Source organism: Lysobacter sp. FW306-1B-D06B, from assembly GCF_038446665.1.
Taxonomy (GTDB): Bacteria; Pseudomonadota; Gammaproteobacteria; order Xanthomonadales; family Xanthomonadaceae; genus Lysobacter_J.
Genome location: NZ_CP151802.1, coordinates 3946628 through 3966563 on the forward strand (window position 1 = coordinate 3946628; position 19936 = coordinate 3966563).

The following is a 19936-nucleotide window of genomic DNA, read 5'->3' on the forward strand; positions in this document are numbered from 1 at the left end:
CGCCGGAGCGCCCGCCCATGCCAGCCCCCCGCCTGAGTCGCAGGGATTTCCTCAAGAGCAGCGTGATCGCCGGCATCGGCGTCTACATCGCCGCGCCGGGAAGCGCCGCGCTGGCGGCGTTGTTCGAACGCGAGCGCCTGCGGCCCCTGCCCTGGGACGCGCGCAACGGCACGATCCGCTACCGCACCGATGCCACGGCCAAGGTCACCGGCGAGAAGGTCTTCAGCTTCGACATGCGCGGGCGCGACCTGCCCGGCTGGCCGGACACGCAATCGCACGCGATGCTGCTGCGCGCCACGCGCGCCGACCGCGTGTATGCCGGCGTCGACCTGTCGGTGCTCGGCGATGCGCTCAAGCCCGACCGCATCGTCACCGCCGCCGACTTGCAACGCGATGGCGTGGCATTCCCCGCGTTCTACGGGCAGGACATGCTGCTGCCGGAAGGCAGCACGCCCGCCTACCTCGGCCACGCGGTGGCGCTGCTGGTGTGGCACGACTTCGCGCGTTTCCGCGCCGCCAAGAACGCGCTGCGCTTCCGCGACGACATCGTCCGCTGGGGCGCGCAGACCGGGCCGCTGGATCGCCCGCCGTGGGCGGCGTTCCGCTACGTGCGCGTCGGCGGCGCGACGGCGTTCGATGGCGACGCGTATTCGAGCCTGAAGGACACGCCGCTGTTTCCTTCCGGCTTCGATCGCAAGCGCCCGCTGTGGCCGCAGGCCAACCCGAACGGCGCGCTGGACGCGCAGGGCGCCGCGTTCGCCGCGCGCATGGCCGAAGAACTGTCGAATCCTTCCGACGCCACGCTGGTGCTGGAGCGTGAGTACTTCTCGCAATCCATCGACACCGCCGCGCTGGAACCCGACAACGGCAACGCCTGGTTCGATGCGGCCACCGCGACGCTGCACCTGGTCAGCGCCACGCAGTCGCCGCAGGAAGTGGCCGCGGCCGGCGCGCGGATGCTGGCCGACAGCCGCCTTGGCGTGCGCAACCTCGTGCTGCATCCCTGCTACACCGTCGGTTACGGCTCCAAGGATCACAACCCGTTTCCGTTCATTGCATTGATGGCCGGCCTGTACGGCGACGGCCGGCCGGTGCGGCTGGCGAACGATCGCTACGAGCAGTTCCAGACCAGCCTCAAGCGCCACAGCTTCCGCATGCGCTATCGCATGTCGGTGGACCGCGCGAGCGGCAAGTTCCAGGTGTTCCAGGCCGACATGACCGGCGACGGCGGCGGGCGCCAGAACTTCTCGCCATCGGTGTGCCTGGTCGCGGCGACGGCGGCGCAGTCGATCTACTACTTCCCGCGCAGCGACCTGGCGAGCACGGTGATCTCTTCGCGCGCGCTCGATGCAGGATCGGCACGCGGCTACGGCACGCTCCAGAGCATGGGCGCGACCGAGATGATGGTCGACGAGATCGCCTCGCAGCTGGGCGTGGATCCGATCGAACTTCGCCAGCGCAACGTCTTCACCTCGGGGATGAAGAACACGCAGGGCGCGATTCCCGGCGGCGCGCAGCGTGCCGACGAAGTGCTCGCACGCTGCCGCGCGCATCCGCTGTGGACGGAGCGCGAACAGCGCAAGAAGGACTTCGAGGCCGCCCATCCGGGTCGTCGCTACGGCGTGGGCTTCGGTTGCGTGCAGAAGGATTTCGGAACGGGCGCAGAAGCCGCATTCGCCGAAGTGTCCCTGTCGAAGGACGGCCGCCTGCTGCTGCGCCACATCGGCGTTGAAATGGGCACCGGCATGGCGACGAGCCAGGCGGCGGTGTGCATTGGCTGGCTCGGCCGGCCGGCCGACGAAGTCCGCACGGGCGAGAGCGAGTGGCCCGAACTGCCGATGATCGAAACCGGCGACCCGTGGCTGATGGCGCAGGCCGAACAGGACCGCCACGTCGGCGATCCGCGCTGGACGCCCAACCGCGTCAGCCCGAGCAGCGCGAGCAATTCCGCTTACTTCTTCAGCCATGCCACGCGCGAAGCGGCGCGACTGCTGTTCACGCAGGGGCTGTGGCCGGCGGCATTGGCGATCTGGGGACGCGGGTTCGGCGGCGGCCAGCTCGCGCCGCTCATCGTGCGTCGCGAAGACGCACGCTGGATCGACGGCAAGCTCACCGCCGGCGGCATGACGCCGCTGCCGCTGGCGTCGCTGGTGACCACGGCTTACGAGATGGGCCTGGCGACGGGCGCGATCGTGCACACGTTCAATCGCTGGCAGTGGGCGGAGGCGGAGTTCCCGCTCGACGGCGACGACGCGCGACTGCCGCTGGACGGCATCGCGCTGCGCTGGGGCGACGGCAGCGGCGCCGGCAAGGGCACCCCCACCGCCAACGGCTATCGCATGATCGAACGCACGCGCGCGCACTACCCGCCCACGCAGCGCAACAACGCCGGCGTCGTGTACTACAGCGCGATCGGCACCCTCGCCGAGGTCGCCGTGGACACCGGCAACGGCCGCGTCGAACTGCTCAACCACCATTCGGTTCTGGAGTGCGGCAACGCGATCGTGCCGCAGCTGGTTTCCGGCCAGTTGCAGGGCGGGCTGGCGATGGGCATCGGCCACGCGCTGCACGAATACCTGCCGTTGTACGAGGACGGCCCCGGCAACGGCACCTGGAACTTCAACCGCTACACGCTGCCGCGCGCGCGCGACGTCGCCGTCTGGTCGCAGAGCGGCGAGGTGCTGCCGCCGCTGTCGGACACCGACCCGCCCAAGGGCATGGCCGAAGTGGTGATGATCGCCGTCGTCCCCGCCATCGTGAACGCCCTCGCGCATGCGACGGGCCATCGTTTCCGCGAACTCCCGGTCACGCCGGAGAAGGTGCGCGCCGCACTGGAGCAGGCGACATGAGCACCCTCCCCGCCCGCACGCGCCCGCTCACGCTGAAGGTCAACGGCCGTTCGCACGGGCCGATCGACGTGCCCGAGGACATGATGCTGGTCGATGTCCTGCACGAGTACCTCGGCCTCACCGGCACGCGTTTCGCCTGCGGGCAGGGCGAATGCCGCGCGTGCACGGTGATCGTCGACGACGCGCACGGCACGCGCGAGATGCGCAGTTGCATCACCGGCGCGCACTACTTCGCCGACAAGCCTATCCGCACCGTTGAAGGCCATGCGCGACGCGATGAGTCCGGTCGCATCGTGGAACTCTCGCCGGTGCAGCAAACCTTCCTCGATCACTTCAGCTTCCAGTGCGGCTATTGCACGCCCGGCTTCGTCAACGCGGCGACGGTCTTGCTGGAGAAGCTGGCGAAGGCGCCGGTGGCGAAGGCGCGCGTGGAGGCGACGATCCTGGAAGCGCTCGACCCGCACCTGTGCCGTTGCACGGGTTACGTGCGCTACTTCGAGGCGGTGAAGGAACTGGTGTTGAAGACGCCCGGCCTGGTGCGGGAGGACGCGCCATGAACCGGTCCTTCGCGCATGTGGCGCTCAAGTTGCTCGCGCTGATCGTGCTCGCCGTGCTGTTGATCGCCGCAGCGACGGCGGTGTCGCGCTGGTGGCATTCGCGCGGCCCGGTGCAGAAGGCCGCCGCGACCGCGGAACAGCTCGAGCGTGGCCGCACTCTCGTGCTCGCCGCCGATTGCGCCGCCTGCCACACCGCCGACAACGGCGCGCCCTTCGCCGGCGGCGTGCCGCTGGCATCGGCGTTCGGCACGCTGCACGGCACCAACATCACGCCCGATCCCGAACACGGCATCGGCCGCTACACGGCCGATGATTTCTTCGACGCGTTGACGAAGGGCAAGGCGCGCGACGGCCATCCGCTCTACCCGGCGATGCCGTACGTGTCCTACCGCCGCATGGCGCGCGAGGACAGCGACGCGATGTATGCGTACCTGATGAACCGGCCCGCGGTGAACGTGGCCAACGCGCGCAACGACGTGAACTTCCCCGCGAACATCCGCACCTTCCTGCACGGCTGGAAGCTGCTGTTCGCGCGGCGCGACATCCCGGCTTCATCGCAGGGCGACTCCGCGCAATGGCAGCGCGGCCGCTACCTCGTCGACACGCTCGGCCACTGCGGCGAATGCCACACGCCACGCGGCGTGCTCGGCCAGCTCAAGGTCGACCGCACGCTGCACGGCAACGCCGACTTCGGCCGCTTCGCCGTGCCGGACATCACGCCCGCGGGCCTCGCCGCGCGCGGCTGGGACGCGGCGACGCTGCACCAGTACCTGTCCACCGGCGTGAGCCCGCGCGCGGTGGCGTCGGACGAGATGCTCAAGGTGGTGAACCTGTCGACGAGCCGGCTGGCACCGGCCGATGTCGAGGCGATCGTCACTTACCTGCTCGGCGATCGCGCGCCCGCGCCGACGCCGTTCGCCGTAGCGGCCGCGACCGACGACGCGCCTGCGCGACGCACCTACTTCGACCTCTGCGCCGGCTGCCACGGCCGCGACGGCGAAGGCGTGCCGAACGTCGCCCCCGACCTTCGCGCCAACAGCAGCGTGCGCGAAGCCAATCCGCACAACCTCATCGTCGCCATGCTCGACGGCCTGCCCGTGCACGACCTGCCCGGCATCGCGCGGATGCAGGACATGCCGGCGTTCGGCGAGGAACTGGACGACGCACAGATCGCGTCGCTCGCCACGTGGATGCGCCAGCGTTACGGCGGGCAGGACGCGGTCGTCGATGCCTCGGCGGTGCGGGAGCTGCGCGAGGCGGACTCGCACTGAAGCCGGCGGCAAGCCGGGCGAGTCCACTCGACATACGGCCTGTCCGATCCGGCCCGCTCGAATGTCTGCAAGACATTCGTTAAACCCCTGTGATGCCCGGCCTTAATCGGTGTGACCGGCGTTCGCGTCCGTCGGCAAAGCCCGATGCGTCGGCAGAAATTGCGGGATGGATCACGGTTTAACGCCGATCACGCTGACAACGTTGTCACCCATCGACCCGGCCTCCCCACTCGGCACGAAGCCGTCGGCCCAGGTCGCCTACTCGCCGGAGGTGAGCGTGTCGGATCCGAACCGCCAGTACGGCCGCATTCGACACGCGCACCGCGTGCGACGCCCCGCGTCGCACCGCTCCGGCAGCACCGACAAGGACTAGGCGCCGGCCCGTTCCGGGTCCGGCATGTGTGTGGCGGTCAATGGGAGGGAAGCTCGTGAAAGACGCAAGCAGGAATGCCGCAAGACCGGTCGCGTTGGCGCTTTCGACGGTGTTGGCGTTGACGGTCATGATTCCCACGGTGCACGCGCAGACGGTTTCCTGCGCCGCGATACCGGCGTGGAACCAGTCCACCATCTACAACCCCGGCGACAAGCTGGTGTATCAGAACCGCCTGTACCAGGCGAACATCCAGATCTGGAACGCGCCGCCGACGCACTGTCCCACCTGCGGCTGGTACACGGACCTGGGCGCCTGCGGCACGGGCGGCACCAACCAGCCGCCGAGCGTGACGCTGACCTCGCCCAGCAACGGCGCCAGCTACAACGCCGGCAGCAGCATCGCCGTCACCGCCAATGCAAGCGACAGCGACGGCAGCGTGGCGAGCGTGGAGTTCTTCAGGGGCACGGTCTCGCTGGGCGTGGACACCACCTCGCCGTACGCGGTGACGTGGAGTAATGCCACCGCCGGCAGCCACAGCTTCACCGCGAAGGCCACCGACAACCAGGGCGCCACGACGACGACGGCTGCGGCGACGATCACCGTCACCACCGTCAATCCGCCGACCGACACCACGCCACCGAGCGTGCCGACGGGACTGGCCGCGACGGCGCTGTCGTCCAGCAGCATCGCGCTGAGCTGGAACGCCTCGACCGACAACGCCGGCGGTGCGGGCGTCGCCGGCTACGACGTGTACCGCGGCGGCACGCTGATCGCCTCGCCGACCACGACCAGCTACACCAACACCGGCCTGGCGGCGAACACGACCTACAGCTACACCGTGCGTGCGCGCGATGCGGCCAATCCGTCCAACGCTTCGGCGCAGAGCGGCGTGGTCAGCGCCAAGACGCTCGAAGGCGGCGGTGGCGGCAACAAGCGCGTGATCGGCTACTTCGCGCAGTGGGGCATCTACGCCCGCAACTACCGCGTGAAGAACATCGACACCAGCGGTTCGGCGTCGAAGATCACGCACATCAACTATGCCTTCGGCAACGTGCGCAACAACCGCTGCGAAGTGGGCGTGGTCCAGCCGACCAACGAAGCCACCGGCGTGGGCGGCGATGCATTCGCCGACTACACCAAGGCCTTCGGCGCGGGTGAAAGCGTGAGCGGCGCGGCCGACACCTGGGACCAGCCGCTGCGCGGCAACTGGAACCAGCTCAAGCAGCTCAAGGCGAAGTATCCGAACCTCAAGGTGCTGATCTCGCTGGGCGGATGGACCTGGTCACGCGGTTTCGCCAGCGCGGCGCGTCCGGAGAACCGCGTGGCGTTCGTGTCCTCGTGCATCGACGCCTACATCCGCGGCAACCTGCCCCTCACCGACGGTGCGGGTGGCACGGCGGCGGCGGCGGGCGTGTTCGACGGCATCGACCTGGACTGGGAATACCCGTCCGCCTGCGGCCTGACCTGCGGCACGCCGGAGGAAAGCGCCAACTTCACCGCACTGCTGGCCGAGTTCCGCCGCCAGCTCAACGCGGTGCGCCCGGGCCTGTTGCTGACCATCGCTGCCGGTGCGGGCGTGGACAAGGTGCGCGTCACCGATCCGGGCACGTACAGCCAGTACCTGGATTACATCAACGTGATGACGTACGACTTCCACGGCACGTGGGATTCGCGCACCAACCATCACTCGCCGCTGTTCGACTCGCCCAACGATCCGCGCACGGGCGACCAGAAGTTCTACAACAGCAACGATGCGATGGAAGCGTTCCTGACGCGCGGTGTGCCGGCGTCCAAGCTCAACCTCGGCATCGGCTTCTACGGCCGCGGCTGGACGGGTGTGGCCAACGTAAACAACGGCCTGTACCAGACCGGTTCCGCCGCGCCCGGCACGTATGAAGCGGGCAACGAGGACTACAAGGTCCTGAAGGACCGCCCGGGCACGATCTACACCGACGCGAACGCGCGCGCCACGTGGAAGTACGACGGCAACACGTTCTGGAGCTACGACACGCCGGCGATGGTCACCGAGAAGATGAGCTACGTGAAGGCGCAGAACCTCGGCGGCGCGTTCTTCTGGGAATTCAGCGGCGACGACGCGGCCGGCACGCTGGTCAACACGATCAACAACGGCCTGAAGTAAGCGGCCGGGACAACGCACTCTCCAGACCCGACAACGGGTTTGCCCCTCGGCGCCGATCGCAGGATCGGCGCCTTTTTTCTGAAGCGCGCCCAATGCGCCGCGCGGCGCGTTGCGCTCAGCGGGTGTCGTCGAACACGTAGCCCTCGCCGTGGATGGCATCCAGCGGCAACGGCAACTCGCACCCATCGGCGACCTTGCGGCGCAGCCGATACACCAGCGAATCGAGCCGGTGCGAGTCGAACTCGCCGTCCGTCAGCGACACGACAAGGTCCTCGCGCGTCACCAGTTGCCCGGGCGTGAGCAGCAGCCTGGCGAGCACGCGGCGCTCGGTGCGGGTGAGCGCGACCGCGTGGCCATCGGGACACAACAGCGACCAGCCTGCCTCGTCCAGGCGCCAGCGCGTGTGGGGTTCGGGCGTAGTCGGTCGATCCATCGAGGGCGCACCGCAGCCTGAAGCTGCGACCGATCCTAGCCAGCCTTCCGCGCGCGGGCATGGGCCAAACGTCTGGCTTGTTCGTGAACGGGCGAGGCAGGAGTGCGTTGCGCGGGGTGATATGTGGAGGTCGATATGTGCGACCCAATACGTGCAGTCCGCTACATCACGTCATCGATCCTTCACGTCATCCCGGCGAAGGCCGGGATCCAGGCTGCCATGCCTTCCGACGCATCACGTCATTCCAGCGGAAGCTGGAATCCATTTTGCTGTTGCTGCTCAAGCGCAACAGGTAAAGCGTGAAAAGTCCCTGGAGAGTGCCGCCATGCGGCGGCCCAAAAGACCCCGCCTTCGCGGGAATGACGGTGGATGGTTTGCCACAGAGGGAGTGCCCAAACACAACGAGCCTGGATCCCGGCCTTCGCCGGGATGACGGCTGGGAGGGTGCACCCTCAGCGCGTCATCCGCAGCACATCGTCCAGCAACCCCGCCGCCGTGACCTCCGCCCCCGCACCCGGCCCCTGGATCACCAGCGGCTGCACCGCATAGCGGTCCGACCAGATCGCCACGCGATTGTCGGTGCCGGCCCCGCCCGCCAGCGGATGATCCGCCGGCAGCGATTCCAGCCCCACGCTCGCGCGTCCGTCCTGCAAACGCGCGATGAAACGCAGCCGCTCGCCGCGCTTGTACGCCTGTGCGTAACGCTCGCGCAGCGGCGCGTCGAGGGCGGGGAGCGCCGCATCGAGGGCGTCCTTCGAAAGGATCGCCAGTTCCGGCGGTACCAGCGAGGCGACCTGCACGTCCGCCGCCTCCAGCTCCACGCCGGCCGTGCGCGCGAGGATCAGCAGCTTGCGGCGCACGTCTTCACCGGAGAGGTCATCGCGCGGATCCGGTTCGGTGTAGCCGGCATCGCGCGCCTGCCGCACCAGCGCGGAGAACGGCCGCATGCCGTCGTAGTGATTGAACAGCCACGCCAGCGAGCCCGACAGCACACCGGCGATGGAGTGGATGCGATCGCCGCCGGCCTGCAAGTCGCGCAGGCTGCGCAACAGCGGCAGTCCCGCGCCGACGGTCGCGCTGTCGCCGTAGCCCGCGCCGCCGATGCCGGCGGCCGCACGGATCGCGCGCCAGCGCGGCAGCGTTGTGCCCTGCCCGATCTTGCATGCGGTGGCGACATGGATGCCCTGCGCGAGCCAGTGTGCGTGACGCTCGGCGACGGCTTCGCTGGCCGTCGCGTCGATCACCACGCGCGGACCGTCGCCGCGCAACACGGCGTCGACGGCTTCGAGCGAACTGTCCTGCGGCGCGAGCGCCAGCCGCCGCGCGGCTTCATCCGGTGCGAGGCCCGCACGATCGCTCGTGCCGACGCGCGAGTTGGCCACATGCACCAGCGCCAGGCGCTCGCCCAGCGTCGCGCCCTGCCAGGAGGCCAGTCGCGCCATCACCGCGCTGCCGACCGTGCCGGTGCCCAGCAGCGCGACGCGCGCGGGTGAGCGCTGCGCGGCGAGATCGCGCGCGACGCCCAGCGCAGCCAGGCTCATCGTTTCACACGCTCGGCGATCGCGACGGCCTGCTCGGCGCGTTCCAGCGCGGCGGCGATGTCGGCCACCAGATCGTCCACGTGCTCGATGCCGACCGACAGGCGCAGCAGACCATCGCCGATACCGGCGGCCTCGCGCGCTTCGGCGGACATCGCCGCGTGCGTCATCGTCGCCGGATGCGCGACCAGGCTTTCCACGCCACCCAACGATTCGGCCAGCGTGAAGCACTGCAGCCCATCGAGGAACGCGCGCACGGCGTCCACGCCGCCGTCCAGCTCCACGCTCAACATCGCGCCGAAACCTTCCTGCTGGCGCGCCGCAAGCGCGTGGCCGGGGTGCGATTCCAGTCCCGGGTAATGCACGGTGAGCACCGCCGGATGCGCGTCCAGCAGCGACACCAGCGCCTGCGTGTTCTCCTGGTGCACGCGCAGGCGCGCGTCGAGCGTGCGCAGGCCGCGCAGGGTGAGGAAGCTGTCGAACGGCGAGCCGGTGAGGCCCAGCGCGTTGGCCCACCACACCAGCTGCTGGTGCTGTTCGGCATCGCGCGCGACCACCGCGCCGCCGACGACGTCGCTGTGTCCGTTGATGTACTTGGTCGTGGAGTGCACGACGAAATCCGCGCCGAACGCCAGCGGCTGCTGCAATGCGGGTGAGAGGAAGGTGTTGTCCACCACCGTCAGCGCGCCCTTGGCCTGCGCGGCTTCGATCACGAAGCGCAGATCGGTGATGCGCAGCAGCGGGTTGGACGGCGTTTCGATCCACACCACCGTCGGATTGCTCGCCAGCGCTTCGGTCAGCGCGCGCGGGTCGGTGAGGTCGGCGGTGATGAGTTCGAATGCGCCCTTCTTCGCCAGCGCATTGAACAAGCGCCAGCTGCCGCCGTAGCCGTCGTGCGGCACCACCAGGCGATCGCCCGGCTTGAGCAGCGCGTGCAGCAGCAGCGTGATGGCGCCCATGCCCGTGGCGGTGACGACGCCGCCGGCGCCGCCTTCCAGTTCGGCCAGCGCTTCGCCGAGCAGGTCGCGCGTGGGGTTGCCGCTGCGCGTGTAGTCGTACTGCCGCTTCTCGTTGAAGCCGGCGAAGCTGAAGTTGGACGACAGCACGATCGCAGGCGTCACCGCGCCGAAGGCAGTATCGCGGTCGATGCCGGCGCGGACGGCGGCGGTACAGCGGTTGCGCGTGGTGCTCATGCCGCCACCTCCAGCACGTCGTCGAGGGCTTCGCCGAGGATCGCGCCGATCTCGGCCTCCTCCTTCAGGAAGGCGTCGTGGCCGTACAACGAACGCACCACGCGCAGGCGCGTTTCACCGCGCAGGCGTTCGACCAGGTCGTAGGCGTCCGACAGCGGCACCAGGCGATCCTCGGCGACGGCGACGACGGTCACCGGCAGGCGGATGGTGGTCGGGTCCACGTCCTGCAGGTCGATGGATTCGGACAGGCGCAGGTACGCGGTGGGCGAAGTGCGCTGCACATAGGAAGCGCCGCAGTGGTCGAGGTAATCCTCCGCCCCCACGCGCACGCGGCCTTCGCTCACCTGCGCGGCTTCGAAGCGCGCGGCGAACTCTTCCGGCGTGCGGTAGCTCAGGATCGCGAACTGGCGCGCCAGCGCGAGGCCGTGCGTCTCGTCGCACTGCAGCGCGCCCAGCGCGACGGCGCGGCGCTGCAGCGCGCGCCAGGCGCTTGCATACGGATGGGCGCGATGCACGCCGCTGATCGCGATGAGCTGGCCCAGGCGATCACCGTGGCGCGCGGCGAACTGCAGGCCGACCATCGCGCCGTAGGAGCAGCCGACGAAGGCCTGCAGGCGCGCGATGCGCAGCGTGTCGAGCAGCGCGCTGATCGCGTCGGCCTGGTCGGACGGGTCCAGCGGCGCGTCGAGCGTGCCGTCGGCGCCGAGCCAATCGAAAGCCACCAGGCACTGCTCGCGCGGATCCAGCGCCTTGCCTGTGCCGACCTGCTGCTCCCACCAGCCCTGCTCGGCGAACGCGGCGCTCGCGGCGAGGTGGCGGTGCGCGGAGATCCCGCCGGCCACGAACACCGCCGGCAGCGTGCGGTCACCGAGGATTTCGTAACGCAGCGCGACGGTGCGGCGACCGGCATGGCGAAGGTCGAGTTCGACCGTGCATTCGCCACGCAGCGCAGGCACGGCATGCACCTGCGAAGCGGCGTGGGCGATGGCATCGAGGACTTCGACGCGGTCGACCGTGGCGGCGGCGGAATCGAACTGGAGGGCGGTGGGGGCGAAGCTCATGGCGGCATCCTTGAACGAAGGGGCCATCGAGCCTGCGAGTCGCACACGCACCGCGTGGGTGCGTGTTGCAACCATCTTCCGACCGGCGCTGGAAAGCGCCTCGTCGCAGGAATTGGCACCTTCGCCCCGCATTGCTGCGTGAGTTGGGTTGCCCCGGCTTCAAAGGGCCTGTCCCTCTGCCGGTCTCGATGGATGGCCGCAGTCTGCCCCCGTCCGGGGGCGGTGTCAATCGCTTCATCCGCATATAGCGATTTATTATTTCGGTCACGTATCCGCCTCCCGATGTGAAGGCGGCTTGCATACACTTCGGCTCCATGACTCCCCGCCTTTCCGTCTCCGTCGCCCTCGCACTGGCGACCCTCATCACCGCCTGCTCCACCACCCGCCCGGTCGCGCCGCCGCCCGCCACGGCACAGGTCGCCACGCCCGAACCGCGCACGGTGCTGGAGCGCTACGTCTCGCCCGAAAGCGCGCAGGACGAGCTCGACTCCCTGGCCACCTGGACCGCCGAGGACGGCGCGACGTGGCTGATCGCCACCGCCAAGTCCACGCACCGTCTGGTCGTGTTCGACGCCGACAGCGGCCAGCGCCTGCGCGACGTCGGCGGTGAGGGCGCCAAGCCCGGCGAGTTCAATCGCCCCAACGGCATCGCCGTCTATGGCGACTACGCATTCGTGGTGGAGCGCGACAACCACCGCGTGCAGGTGTTGTCCCTGCCCGATTTCAAGCCGGTGGGCAGCTTCGGCGACAAACAACTGCGCAGCCCGTACGGCATCTGGCTGACCGAGACCGAGCCGGGCGAGCTGGAGGTCTACATCACCGACAGCTTCATGTACGGCAAGAAATTCGACGAAGTGCCGCCGCTGGCGGAACTCGACCAGCGCGTGCGCCGCTTCCGCGTGCAGTTCGACCAGGCCGGGCGCCTGCGCTCGACCTACGCGGGCTCTTTCGGCGACACCACGCAGGAAGCGGGGCTGCGCATGGTCGAATCGATCGCGGGCGATCCGGGCAACGACCGGCTGCTGATCGCCGACGAGGATCGCCGCCACGAATCCACGCTGCGCGAGTACAGCTTCAGCGGCAAGTACACCGGCCGCAGCCTGCCGCAGGACAGCTTCGGTGCCGAAGCCGAGGGCGTCGCGCTATGGAGCTGCGCCGACGGCAGCGGCTACTGGATCGCGGTGGACCAGCTCGCACCGCTGACGATCTTCCACCTGTTCGACCGTGCCACGCTGGAACCGCGCGGCAGCTTCGAGGGCGAGACCACCGCGCACACCGACGGCGTCGCGTTGCACGCGGCTTCGACGAAGACCTTCCCGAGCGGCGCGCTGTTCGCGGTGCACGACGACAAGTCGGTCACCGCGTTCGACCTGGCGGAGGTCGCACGCGTTCTGCAGCTTTCGCCCACCTGCGCACCGTGATGCGATGAGGCGCGCGTCCCGCCAGGCGGTCTGGATCATCGGCGGCGCCGCGCTGCTGATGGCCTTCGGCGCGGGCGCGGCGAAGATCTACCGCTGGACCGACCGCAGCGGCGTCACGCACTACGGCGACCACGTTCCCAACGCGCCGCCGTCGCAGGTGAGGACGATCCCGGTCGAAGGCGAACCCAGCGCGATCGCGCAGCTGCGCATCGAGAACGACGGCGAGCGTTTCCTCGCGTTCGCCGACAACCGGCTCTCCGGCCCGGTGCAGGTGCAACTGGATTTCAGCCGCAGCGACAACGTGATCGGCAGCCCGGTGCTGCCCGCGCGGGCGACGGTGGCGGCCAGAAGCAGCGCGCTGGTGGCGGTGCTCAGTTCGGCCGATCCGGACCGCGGGTTCGATTTCGAGCTGCAGATGGACAGCCTGCCCGGCGACCCGTCCGCGCGCCCGCGCGACGTCGACTACTTGCTGCCGCTGCAGCAGGCGCAGTTCCGCATCGACCAGGGCTACGGCGGGCATTTCAGCCACCGCGACGAGCAGAACCGCTATGCGGTGGATTTCGCCGCCGACATCGGCACGCCCGTGCTGGCCGCGCGCGAGGGCGTGGTGATGCAGGTGGAATCGGATTTCGACAAGGCCGGGCTCAACCTGGAACGCTACGGCGGCCGCGCGAACTTCGTGCGCATCCTCCACGAGGACGGCACGATGACGCTGTACGCGCACCTGAAATCCGAAGGCGCACTGGTGCGCGTGGGCCAGCGCGTGCGCGCCGGCCAGCAGATCGGCCTGTCGGGCAACACCGGTTTCACCACCGGCCCGCACCTGCATTTCGCCGTGCAGGTGAACCGCGGGATGAAGCTGGAGTCGATCCCGTTCCGCATGATCGGACCGCAGGGGCCGTTGCGGATATCGGGGGGTTGAAGGCGGGCGGTGATACCGGCGAAGCGACTTGTCGCCTAAGCAGACCACGCACAGAACCGTCATCCGGCGAAGACCGGAATCCAGGCTGTCACGCGCACACACACATCGCGTCATTCCAGCGAAAGCTGGAATCCGTTTGAATTTGCTCGCAGCCGATCGGAAGCTTGGCTATTGCTCCTTCTTTGGGAGGCGGGCCAAAGCCAAGTCAACATGGATCCCAGCTTTCGCTGGGATGACGGTGACAGGGCTCACCGCCGTCGGAGTGCCCGCGCGTTACGGGCCCGGATCCCGGCCTTCACCGAGATGACGGTGACAGCGTTCACCGCCATCGGAGTGCCCGCACGCTACAGGCCTGGATCCCGACCTTCGACGGGATGACAGGACTCTTGGGCGATCAGGCCGCCTGCGCCGCCGCCGGCTCCACCATGTCGCGCCACTGCGGCAAACGATCGATCACGTTGACGTTGCGCAGATAGCCCTCGTCCACCGGCCTCCCGGCGACCAGCGTCGAGGCCACGTGCACCGCGCCGGCGACCCAGAAACCGCTGGCCTTCAGGCGGCCCGGGCGGTGCTGGAACGCCACGCCTTCGACGATCGGCATCGGCAGGCCCCACAGGCCCAGCAGGTAGGCACCGGCTTCCGCGTAATGCGGGCCGGTCGAACCTTCCGATCCGTCGGACACGCCCGGCAACAGCTTGCCCACTTCCGCCAGCAGGCCCGCCGTGGCGGCGAGTTCCGCACTCGGCCCGGCCAGCAGGCGACGCGCCAGTCGCGAGGTGCGCAGCGCACGGTCCTGGATCGCCTCGCGCTCCTTGCCCGCCAGTTGCGTCGGTCCGAACGCTTCGCTCGCCAGCACCAGGCGCAGCAGCGTCTGGTGGCCCAGGCGCGTGACCGCGGCGCGGATGTCGGTGATCTCGCGACCGCCGGAGAAGTACGCCGAATTGCACAGGCGCAGCACCTTGGCGACGATCGCCGGATCTTGCGAAAGCATCTGCGCAATCGCCGCGTTACTCGCATCCGGATCGCGCAGCAGGCGGCTCAGTTCCAGGTACAGGCGCGGCGGCGGCGGCAGCGAGCCGACCCGACCTACGGCCTGCTTCAGTTCCTCGCTGCCCAGCACCTGGCGCAGCTCGGCCACGCTGTCCACGGCCTCGATCAGCTCGCCCGCGTCGAGCGGGCGCGACAGCAGCCGGTGGGCGCAGTCCAGGCCCTGCATCGAGCCGCTGTCCTCTTCCGGGTCCAGCAGCAGGATGCGCACCGCCTGCGGATGCAGCGCGGCGACCTGGCTCAGCAGCACCGGGCCCGGCACGGCGCCCAGGCGCAATCCGCACAGGAACACGTCGATCGGCTCGCCCGACGACAGCGCGGCGTCCGGTTCGGCCAGCCACTGCACGTCCCAGCCCAGATCGAAATAGCTCAGCGATTCCTCGAATTCGCCGGCGCGGCCGGCGTCCTCACCCACGATCACGATGCGCACTGCAACCCCCGGCATTACGGATATCCAAGACGGGTAGCGGCGCAGTGGGGCCGAGCTTTAGGGTCGGCTGAATGGGCAAATACGGAAATGAGAGGTAGCGCACACTTTGCCCGCCCCGCCCCTGGCGAACCCGGAGACCCGCAGGACGGCATGAAGGCGGTACCGCCACCGTCCGGCTCCCGAGCCGGTGCGGCTTAGTCCCCCGGCCTTGCCCTCCACGCCGGGCAAGGGAACCGCCGCCAGCCCGTATACTTCCCGCCCTTCCCGACTTCCGATGCGCGGACCGCCGTCCGGCCCGTCCGCGCCCGCCGTTTCCATGTCCGACGTTTCCCTCGAAGCCGCCCGCCGCCGCACGTTCGCGATCATTTCGCACCCCGACGCGGGCAAGACCACGCTCACCGAAAAGCTGCTGCTGTTCGGCGGTGCGATCCAGATGGCCGGCTCGGTCAAGGGCCGCAAGGCCGCGCGCCATGCGACGTCCGACTGGATGGCGCTGGAAAAGGAGCGCGGCATCTCGGTGACCAGCTCGGTGATGCAGTTCCCCTACGAGGGGCGCATCGTCAACCTCCTCGACACGCCCGGCCACGCCGACTTCGGCGAGGACACCTACCGCGTGCTCACCGCGGTGGACTCCGCGCTCATGGTCATCGACGTGGCCAAGGGCGTGGAAGAACGCACGATCAAGCTGATGGAGGTGTGCCGCCTGCGCGACACGCCGATCATGACCTTCATCAACAAGCTCGATCGCGAGGGCAAGAACCCGATCGACCTGCTCGACGAGGTGGAGAGCGTGCTGGGCATCCAGTGCGCGCCGATCACCTGGCCGATCGGCATGGGCCAGCGCCTGAAGGGCGTGGTCCACCTGGTCACCGGCGAGGTGCACCTGTACGAACAAGGCCGCAACTTCACGCGCCAGGACTCGACCATCTTCGCGTCCATCGACGACCCGGCGCTTGAAGCGCGCATCGGCGCGCAGATGCTGCAGGAGCTGCGCGAAGAACTGGAGCTGGTGGAAGGCGCCTCGCACCCGTTCGATGTCGCCAAATACCTGTCGGGCGAGCAGACGCCGGTGTTCTTCGGTTCGGCCGTGAACAATTTCGGCGTGCAGCTGCTGCTGGACTTCTTCGTCGAGCACGCACCCTCGCCGCGCCCGCGCGCGACCACCTCGCGCGAAGTGGCGTCGTACGAGCCCAAGCTCACCGGCTTCGTCTTCAAGATCCAGGCCAACATGGACCCGCAGCATCGCGACCGCGTGGCGTTCATGCGCGTGTGCTCGGGCCAGTTCAGCGCCGGCATGAAGGCCTTCCACGTGCGCAGCGGCAAGGAAGTGAAGCTCGCCAACGCGCTGACCTTCATGGCGAGCGACCGCGAGATCGCCGAGAGCGCGTGGCCGGGCGATGTCATCGGCATCCACAACCACGGCACGATCTCCATCGGCGACAGCTTCACCGAGGGCGAGGCGCTGAGCTTCACCGGCATTCCGAACTTCGCACCGGAGCTCTTCCGCCGTGCGCGCCTGCGCGATCCCCTCAAGCTGAAGCAGTTGCAGAAGGGCCTGGCGCAGTTGTCGGAGGAAGGCGCCACGCAGTTCTTCCGTCCGCTGATGAGCAACGACCTGATCCTGGGTGCGGTGGGCGTGCTGCAGTTCGACGTGGTCGCCTACCGACTGAAGGACGAGTACGGCGTGGACGCGAGCTTCGAGCAGGTCAGCGTCGCCACGGCGCGCTGGATCCGCTGCGACAACGAGAAGAAGCTCGAAGAGTTCCGCGACAAGAACGCGATGAACCTCGCGGTCGACGCCGCCGGTGAGCTGGTCTACCTCGCGCCGACCCGCGTGAACCTGCAGCTGGCGCAGGAGCGCGCCCCGGACGTGAAGTTCCTCGCCACGCGCGAGCACGCGCACGCGGCGGCGTTCGACTGATGCCCGCATGGCTGGTGTGGTGGCTGGTGCTCAACCTCGCCACCGTGCTGGTGTACGGCTATGACAAGGCGATCGCCGGCGGCAAGCGCCGGCGTGTTCCGGAACGCTGGCTGCTCGCGCTGGCGCTGCTCGGCGGCTCGCCGGGCGCGTTGTTCGCGATGGGGCTGTTCCGGCACAAGACGGCCAAGCCGTCGTTCCGACGGGCGATGATGCTGATCGTCACGGCGCAGGTGGTGGTGATGCTGGTGCTGTTCACGCGCAATCCGTAGATCGCAGATCAGTAACTCCGTCATCCCGGCGTAGGCCGGGACCCAGGCTGCACGTCCTCCGACACATCACGTCATTCCAGCGAAAGCTGGAATCCATTTTTCTGCAGTTGCTCACGAGGCAACGGGGCAAGCGCGGAAAGTCCCTGGAGAGTGCCGCCCTACGGCGACCCCAAAGACCCCGCTTTCGCGGGAATGACGTGAGATGGATTGCCCGATGGGAAGTGCCCGCGCGCTGCGCCATGCGCAACGAGCCTGGGTCCCGGCCTACACCGGGATGACGGGTTGAGAGAGTCGTCCATCTTTGCGAGGACCGACCACGGCCAGTCCGGCCCCGCACTCGCCCGATCACTTCCGCGCCGGCAACTTCCCCACCCACGGCGGCGTCGGCTGATCGGCGTCGAAGTACTCGAAGATCAGGTGGATGCGATCGGCGTCGCCGTTGTTTTCCACCGCGTGCACGGCCATGTTGCTGACCTCCACCGCTTCGCCTTCGATGAAGTGATAGCCGGTGCCGTCGATGAAGAACACCACCTTCTCGTTGGTGAGCAGCGGCACATGGATCTTGTGCGGCCACTTCGCCGCGGGATTCGCATCCCGGTGCGGCTTGATCACGCCTCCCGGCGCCATGCGCGCGAGCATCACGCGCGGGAATTCGCCGCGCGCATAACCGTAAGGCGCGACGGCCTGCGCCAACACCGGTTCGAGCAATTCGCGCCATGACGCCCACAGCGGGCGCTCGTAATGCTTGCGCCAATCCTGGAAATCGCTGACGAAGCGGAACACGATGTGGCGCGTACGGTCCAGCGCTTCGAAACGGTTGGGCTTGTCGGCGTTCTCCGCGTCCCAGGTCGCTTCGGGAATGGCGAGCACCGCCTCGCGCAGACGCGCGATGTCGACATGGCCGAGCCGGCGCACCGAAGTGGTCTTGCGCGGGTTCGGCTGGACGTCGGCAGACGAAAAGGCGGCGGTGGCGGTCATGGTCAGAACTCGTATCCGAACAGTTCCAGGTCGCGCCGGTAGAGCTCGGCGACGCCGTCGATCAGCGCCTGGTCATAGTAGTCCCGGTAACCGCCGCGGCGCGAACTGTTGACCTGCCCCAGCGTCGCGGACGGCAGGCCCAGCCGCTCGCAGATCGCGTCGTAGGACGCCTGCATGTCTTCCACGCGCCCGACGTGATCGGCCAGCATCGTGCCATCCTCGTCGGTGACGAACGTGTGCTGCGGCTGGAACAGGATGTGCTGCATCGGACGCGCCTGGAACAGGATGTAACGCATCACCTGCTGCGGGTTCTTCAGGAACGCCCCGTCGGCGCGCGTCATGAACGCGCAGTAGGAGACGAAGCGGTCGAAGGGATTGCGCACGAACGCGAACTTGAAATACGAGGCGAAGGGTTCCTCGCCGAGGAACGGGCGTATCTGGGCCAGCGTGATGTGGCCGTGCTTGATGGCTGCCAGCTCCTCGAACGGAAACCGCTTGTTCACGAACAGGCCGACCTGCTCCAGGTCCTCCTCGCTGAGGTGTTCGCGCAATGCCTGGCGCACCGAATGCGTGCCGGTCTTGGGAATGGCGGCGAAGACGAAGCGGTGCTGGTGCGAAATGATCATCGGGGCCGGGTTCGGGATGGGGCGGACGGGCAAGGCAGTGCCCGCATCATAGAGGCTGGCGGGCGCGTCCTGAGGCCGGCGTCACAGCCTCGCCTTTGTCTCGGCCAGCGATCCCGAGCATTTGCTCCAGCGTGCGCTAGGATGCTCGCACCATGCCCCCCGCCCGATCCGTCCACGACGGTTCCGCGTCCGTTGCGCCGCACGACCTGCATTCGGTGCGCGAGGAATTCGTCAATGCCCTGACCCACGGCCTGGGCGCGACCGCCGCGCTCGCCGGTGGTGCCGTCCTCATTACATTGGCCGCCCTGTACGGCGATGGCTGGCAACTGGCGGGGGCGATCGTCTTCGGCATCTGCCTGCTCCTGCTCTACCTCGCCTCCACGCTCTACCACGCGATCCAGCACCCGGTCGCCAAGGCGCGGCTGAAGGTCTTCGATCACTGCGCGATCTATCTGCTGATCGCCGGCACCTACACTCCCTTCACGCTGATCGGCCTGCGCGGGCCGTGGGGCTGGGGGCTGTTCGCGGCGATCTGGACGCTGGCCCTGGCCGGAGTGGTGTTCAAGCTGTTCTTCACGGGTCGTTTCAAGCTGCTTTCCACCGGCATCTACATCGCGATGGGCTGGCTGGTGATCGTGGCGATCAAGCCGCTGCTGGGGGCGCTGGACGGCTGGACCATCGGATGGCTGTTCGGCGGCGGCGTGTTCTACACGCTGGGCACGGTGTTCTATCACCGGCCATCGCTGCCCTATTCGCACGCGATCTGGCACCTGTTCGTGGTGGCCGGCAGCGTGTGCCATTACGTCGCCGTGATGGCGCAGGTGGTCACGCCGGGCAGCATCCTGCCGAGCTGAACTGCGCACAACGCGTTCACTTTCGCTTGACCGCGCGCCGCCGATGGTGGGGC

Annotated in this window: 17 protein-coding genes and 1 riboswitch; of the genes, 10 read left to right on the forward strand and 7 right to left on the reverse strand. The window is 68.5% G+C overall.

All coding sequences use genetic code 11. The annotated features are described in order from the left end of the window. Positions 1–17: 17 nt before the first annotated feature. The 5 genes from AAFF32_RS18310 (at position 18) to AAFF32_RS18330 (ending at position 7190) form a co-directional block, all read left to right on the forward strand. Positions 18–2849, forward strand: coding sequence for a molybdopterin cofactor-binding domain-containing protein (locus tag AAFF32_RS18310; protein WP_342315960.1), 2832 nt, complete (start codon positions 18–20; stop codon positions 2847–2849). Then, positions 2846–3406 (forward strand): (2Fe-2S)-binding protein, encoded by a 561-nt coding sequence (locus AAFF32_RS18315; RefSeq protein WP_342315961.1) that lies wholly within the window; start codon positions 2846–2848, stop codon positions 3404–3406. Before AAFF32_RS18310 ends, AAFF32_RS18315 begins: the two co-directional genes overlap by 4 nt. Further along, positions 3403–4677 (forward strand): cytochrome c, encoded by a 1275-nt coding sequence (locus AAFF32_RS18320; RefSeq protein WP_216963574.1) that lies wholly within the window; start codon positions 3403–3405, stop codon positions 4675–4677. Before AAFF32_RS18315 ends, AAFF32_RS18320 begins: the two co-directional genes overlap by 4 nt. A 166-nt stretch (positions 4678–4843) precedes the next feature. Beyond that, the gene (locus AAFF32_RS18325; protein WP_216963576.1) at positions 4844–5050 is read left to right on the forward strand and encodes a hypothetical protein; all 207 of its coding nucleotides are present in this window, start codon (positions 4844–4846) and stop codon (positions 5048–5050) included. Between the two features lie 127 nt (positions 5051–5177). Continuing rightward, positions 5178–7190 carry a glycosyl hydrolase family 18 protein gene (locus AAFF32_RS18330; RefSeq protein WP_342317310.1) on the forward strand — a complete coding sequence of 671 codons (2013 nt, stop codon included), beginning with the start codon at positions 5178–5180 and terminating at the stop codon, positions 7188–7190. A gap of 115 nt (positions 7191–7305) precedes the next feature. Here the strand turns inward: AAFF32_RS18330 and AAFF32_RS18335 are convergent, their stop codons facing one another. From AAFF32_RS18335 to AAFF32_RS18350, 4 genes are all read right to left on the reverse strand, one after another. Further along, positions 7306–7623: a helix-turn-helix domain-containing protein gene (locus AAFF32_RS18335; RefSeq protein ID WP_216963578.1), complete on the reverse strand. Its 318-nt coding sequence runs from the start codon at positions 7621–7623 to the stop codon at positions 7306–7308. A gap of 452 nt (positions 7624–8075) precedes the next feature. Further along, positions 8076–9164, reverse strand: a complete 1089-nt coding sequence (locus AAFF32_RS18340) for a homoserine dehydrogenase (RefSeq protein ID WP_342315962.1) — start codon at positions 9162–9164, stop codon at positions 8076–8078. Next, entirely contained in the window at positions 9161–10354 is a 1194-nt protein-coding gene (locus tag AAFF32_RS18345) for an O-succinylhomoserine (thiol)-lyase (RefSeq protein WP_342315963.1), read from the reverse strand. The genes AAFF32_RS18340 and AAFF32_RS18345 overlap by 4 nt, the downstream gene beginning before the upstream one ends. Next, on the reverse strand, positions 10351–11415 hold the full coding sequence (locus AAFF32_RS18350; RefSeq protein ID WP_216963587.1) for a homoserine O-succinyltransferase: 1065 nt from the start codon (positions 11413–11415) through the stop codon (positions 10351–10353). Before AAFF32_RS18350 ends, AAFF32_RS18345 begins: the two co-directional genes overlap by 4 nt. 68 nt (positions 11416–11483) lie before the next feature. Beyond that, positions 11484–11610, reverse strand: a riboswitch (SAM riboswitch). A 119-nt stretch (positions 11611–11729) separates the two neighbouring features. Between AAFF32_RS18350 and AAFF32_RS18355 the strand changes: the two genes are divergently transcribed. Both AAFF32_RS18355 and AAFF32_RS18360 read left to right on the forward strand, forming a co-directional pair. Beyond that, positions 11730–12836, forward strand: coding sequence for a phytase (locus AAFF32_RS18355; protein WP_342315964.1), 1107 nt, complete (start codon positions 11730–11732; stop codon positions 12834–12836). Between the two features lie 4 nt (positions 12837–12840). Beyond that, entirely contained in the window at positions 12841–13758 is a 918-nt protein-coding gene (locus AAFF32_RS18360) for a M23 family metallopeptidase (protein WP_254200545.1), read from the forward strand. Positions 13759–14152: 394 nt separating this feature from the next. Here AAFF32_RS18360 and AAFF32_RS18365 read toward each other — a convergent pair whose 3' ends face one another. Then, positions 14153–15235 carry an HDOD domain-containing protein gene (locus AAFF32_RS18365; RefSeq protein WP_342315965.1) on the reverse strand — a complete coding sequence of 361 codons (1083 nt, stop codon included), beginning with the start codon at positions 15233–15235 and terminating at the stop codon, positions 14153–14155. Between the two features lie 316 nt (positions 15236–15551). On the opposite strand from AAFF32_RS18365, the gene AAFF32_RS18370 reads away from it, so the two are divergent. Then, positions 15552–17156 (forward strand): peptide chain release factor 3, encoded by a 1605-nt coding sequence (locus tag AAFF32_RS18370; RefSeq protein WP_216963596.1) that lies wholly within the window; start codon positions 15552–15554, stop codon positions 17154–17156. Further along, positions 17156–17425, forward strand: coding sequence for a DUF1294 domain-containing protein (locus tag AAFF32_RS18375; protein ID WP_342315966.1), 270 nt, complete (start codon positions 17156–17158; stop codon positions 17423–17425). The genes AAFF32_RS18370 and AAFF32_RS18375 overlap by 1 nt, the downstream gene beginning before the upstream one ends. Before the next feature lie 345 nt (positions 17426–17770). Here AAFF32_RS18375 and AAFF32_RS18380 read toward each other — a convergent pair whose 3' ends face one another. Continuing rightward, positions 17771–18403 carry an aspartyl/asparaginyl beta-hydroxylase domain-containing protein gene (locus AAFF32_RS18380; protein WP_342315967.1) on the reverse strand — a complete coding sequence of 211 codons (633 nt, stop codon included), beginning with the start codon at positions 18401–18403 and terminating at the stop codon, positions 17771–17773. Between the two features lie 2 nt (positions 18404–18405). After that, positions 18406–19029, reverse strand: a complete 624-nt coding sequence (locus AAFF32_RS18385; protein WP_216963607.1) for a sulfotransferase family 2 domain-containing protein — start codon at positions 19027–19029, stop codon at positions 18406–18408. 152 nt (positions 19030–19181) lie between these two features. Here AAFF32_RS18385 and AAFF32_RS18390 point away from each other — a divergent pair, with 152 nt between their 5' ends. After that, positions 19182–19883, forward strand: coding sequence for a hemolysin III family protein (locus AAFF32_RS18390; protein WP_216963610.1), 702 nt, complete (start codon positions 19182–19184; stop codon positions 19881–19883). Positions 19884–19936 lie beyond the last annotated feature (53 nt).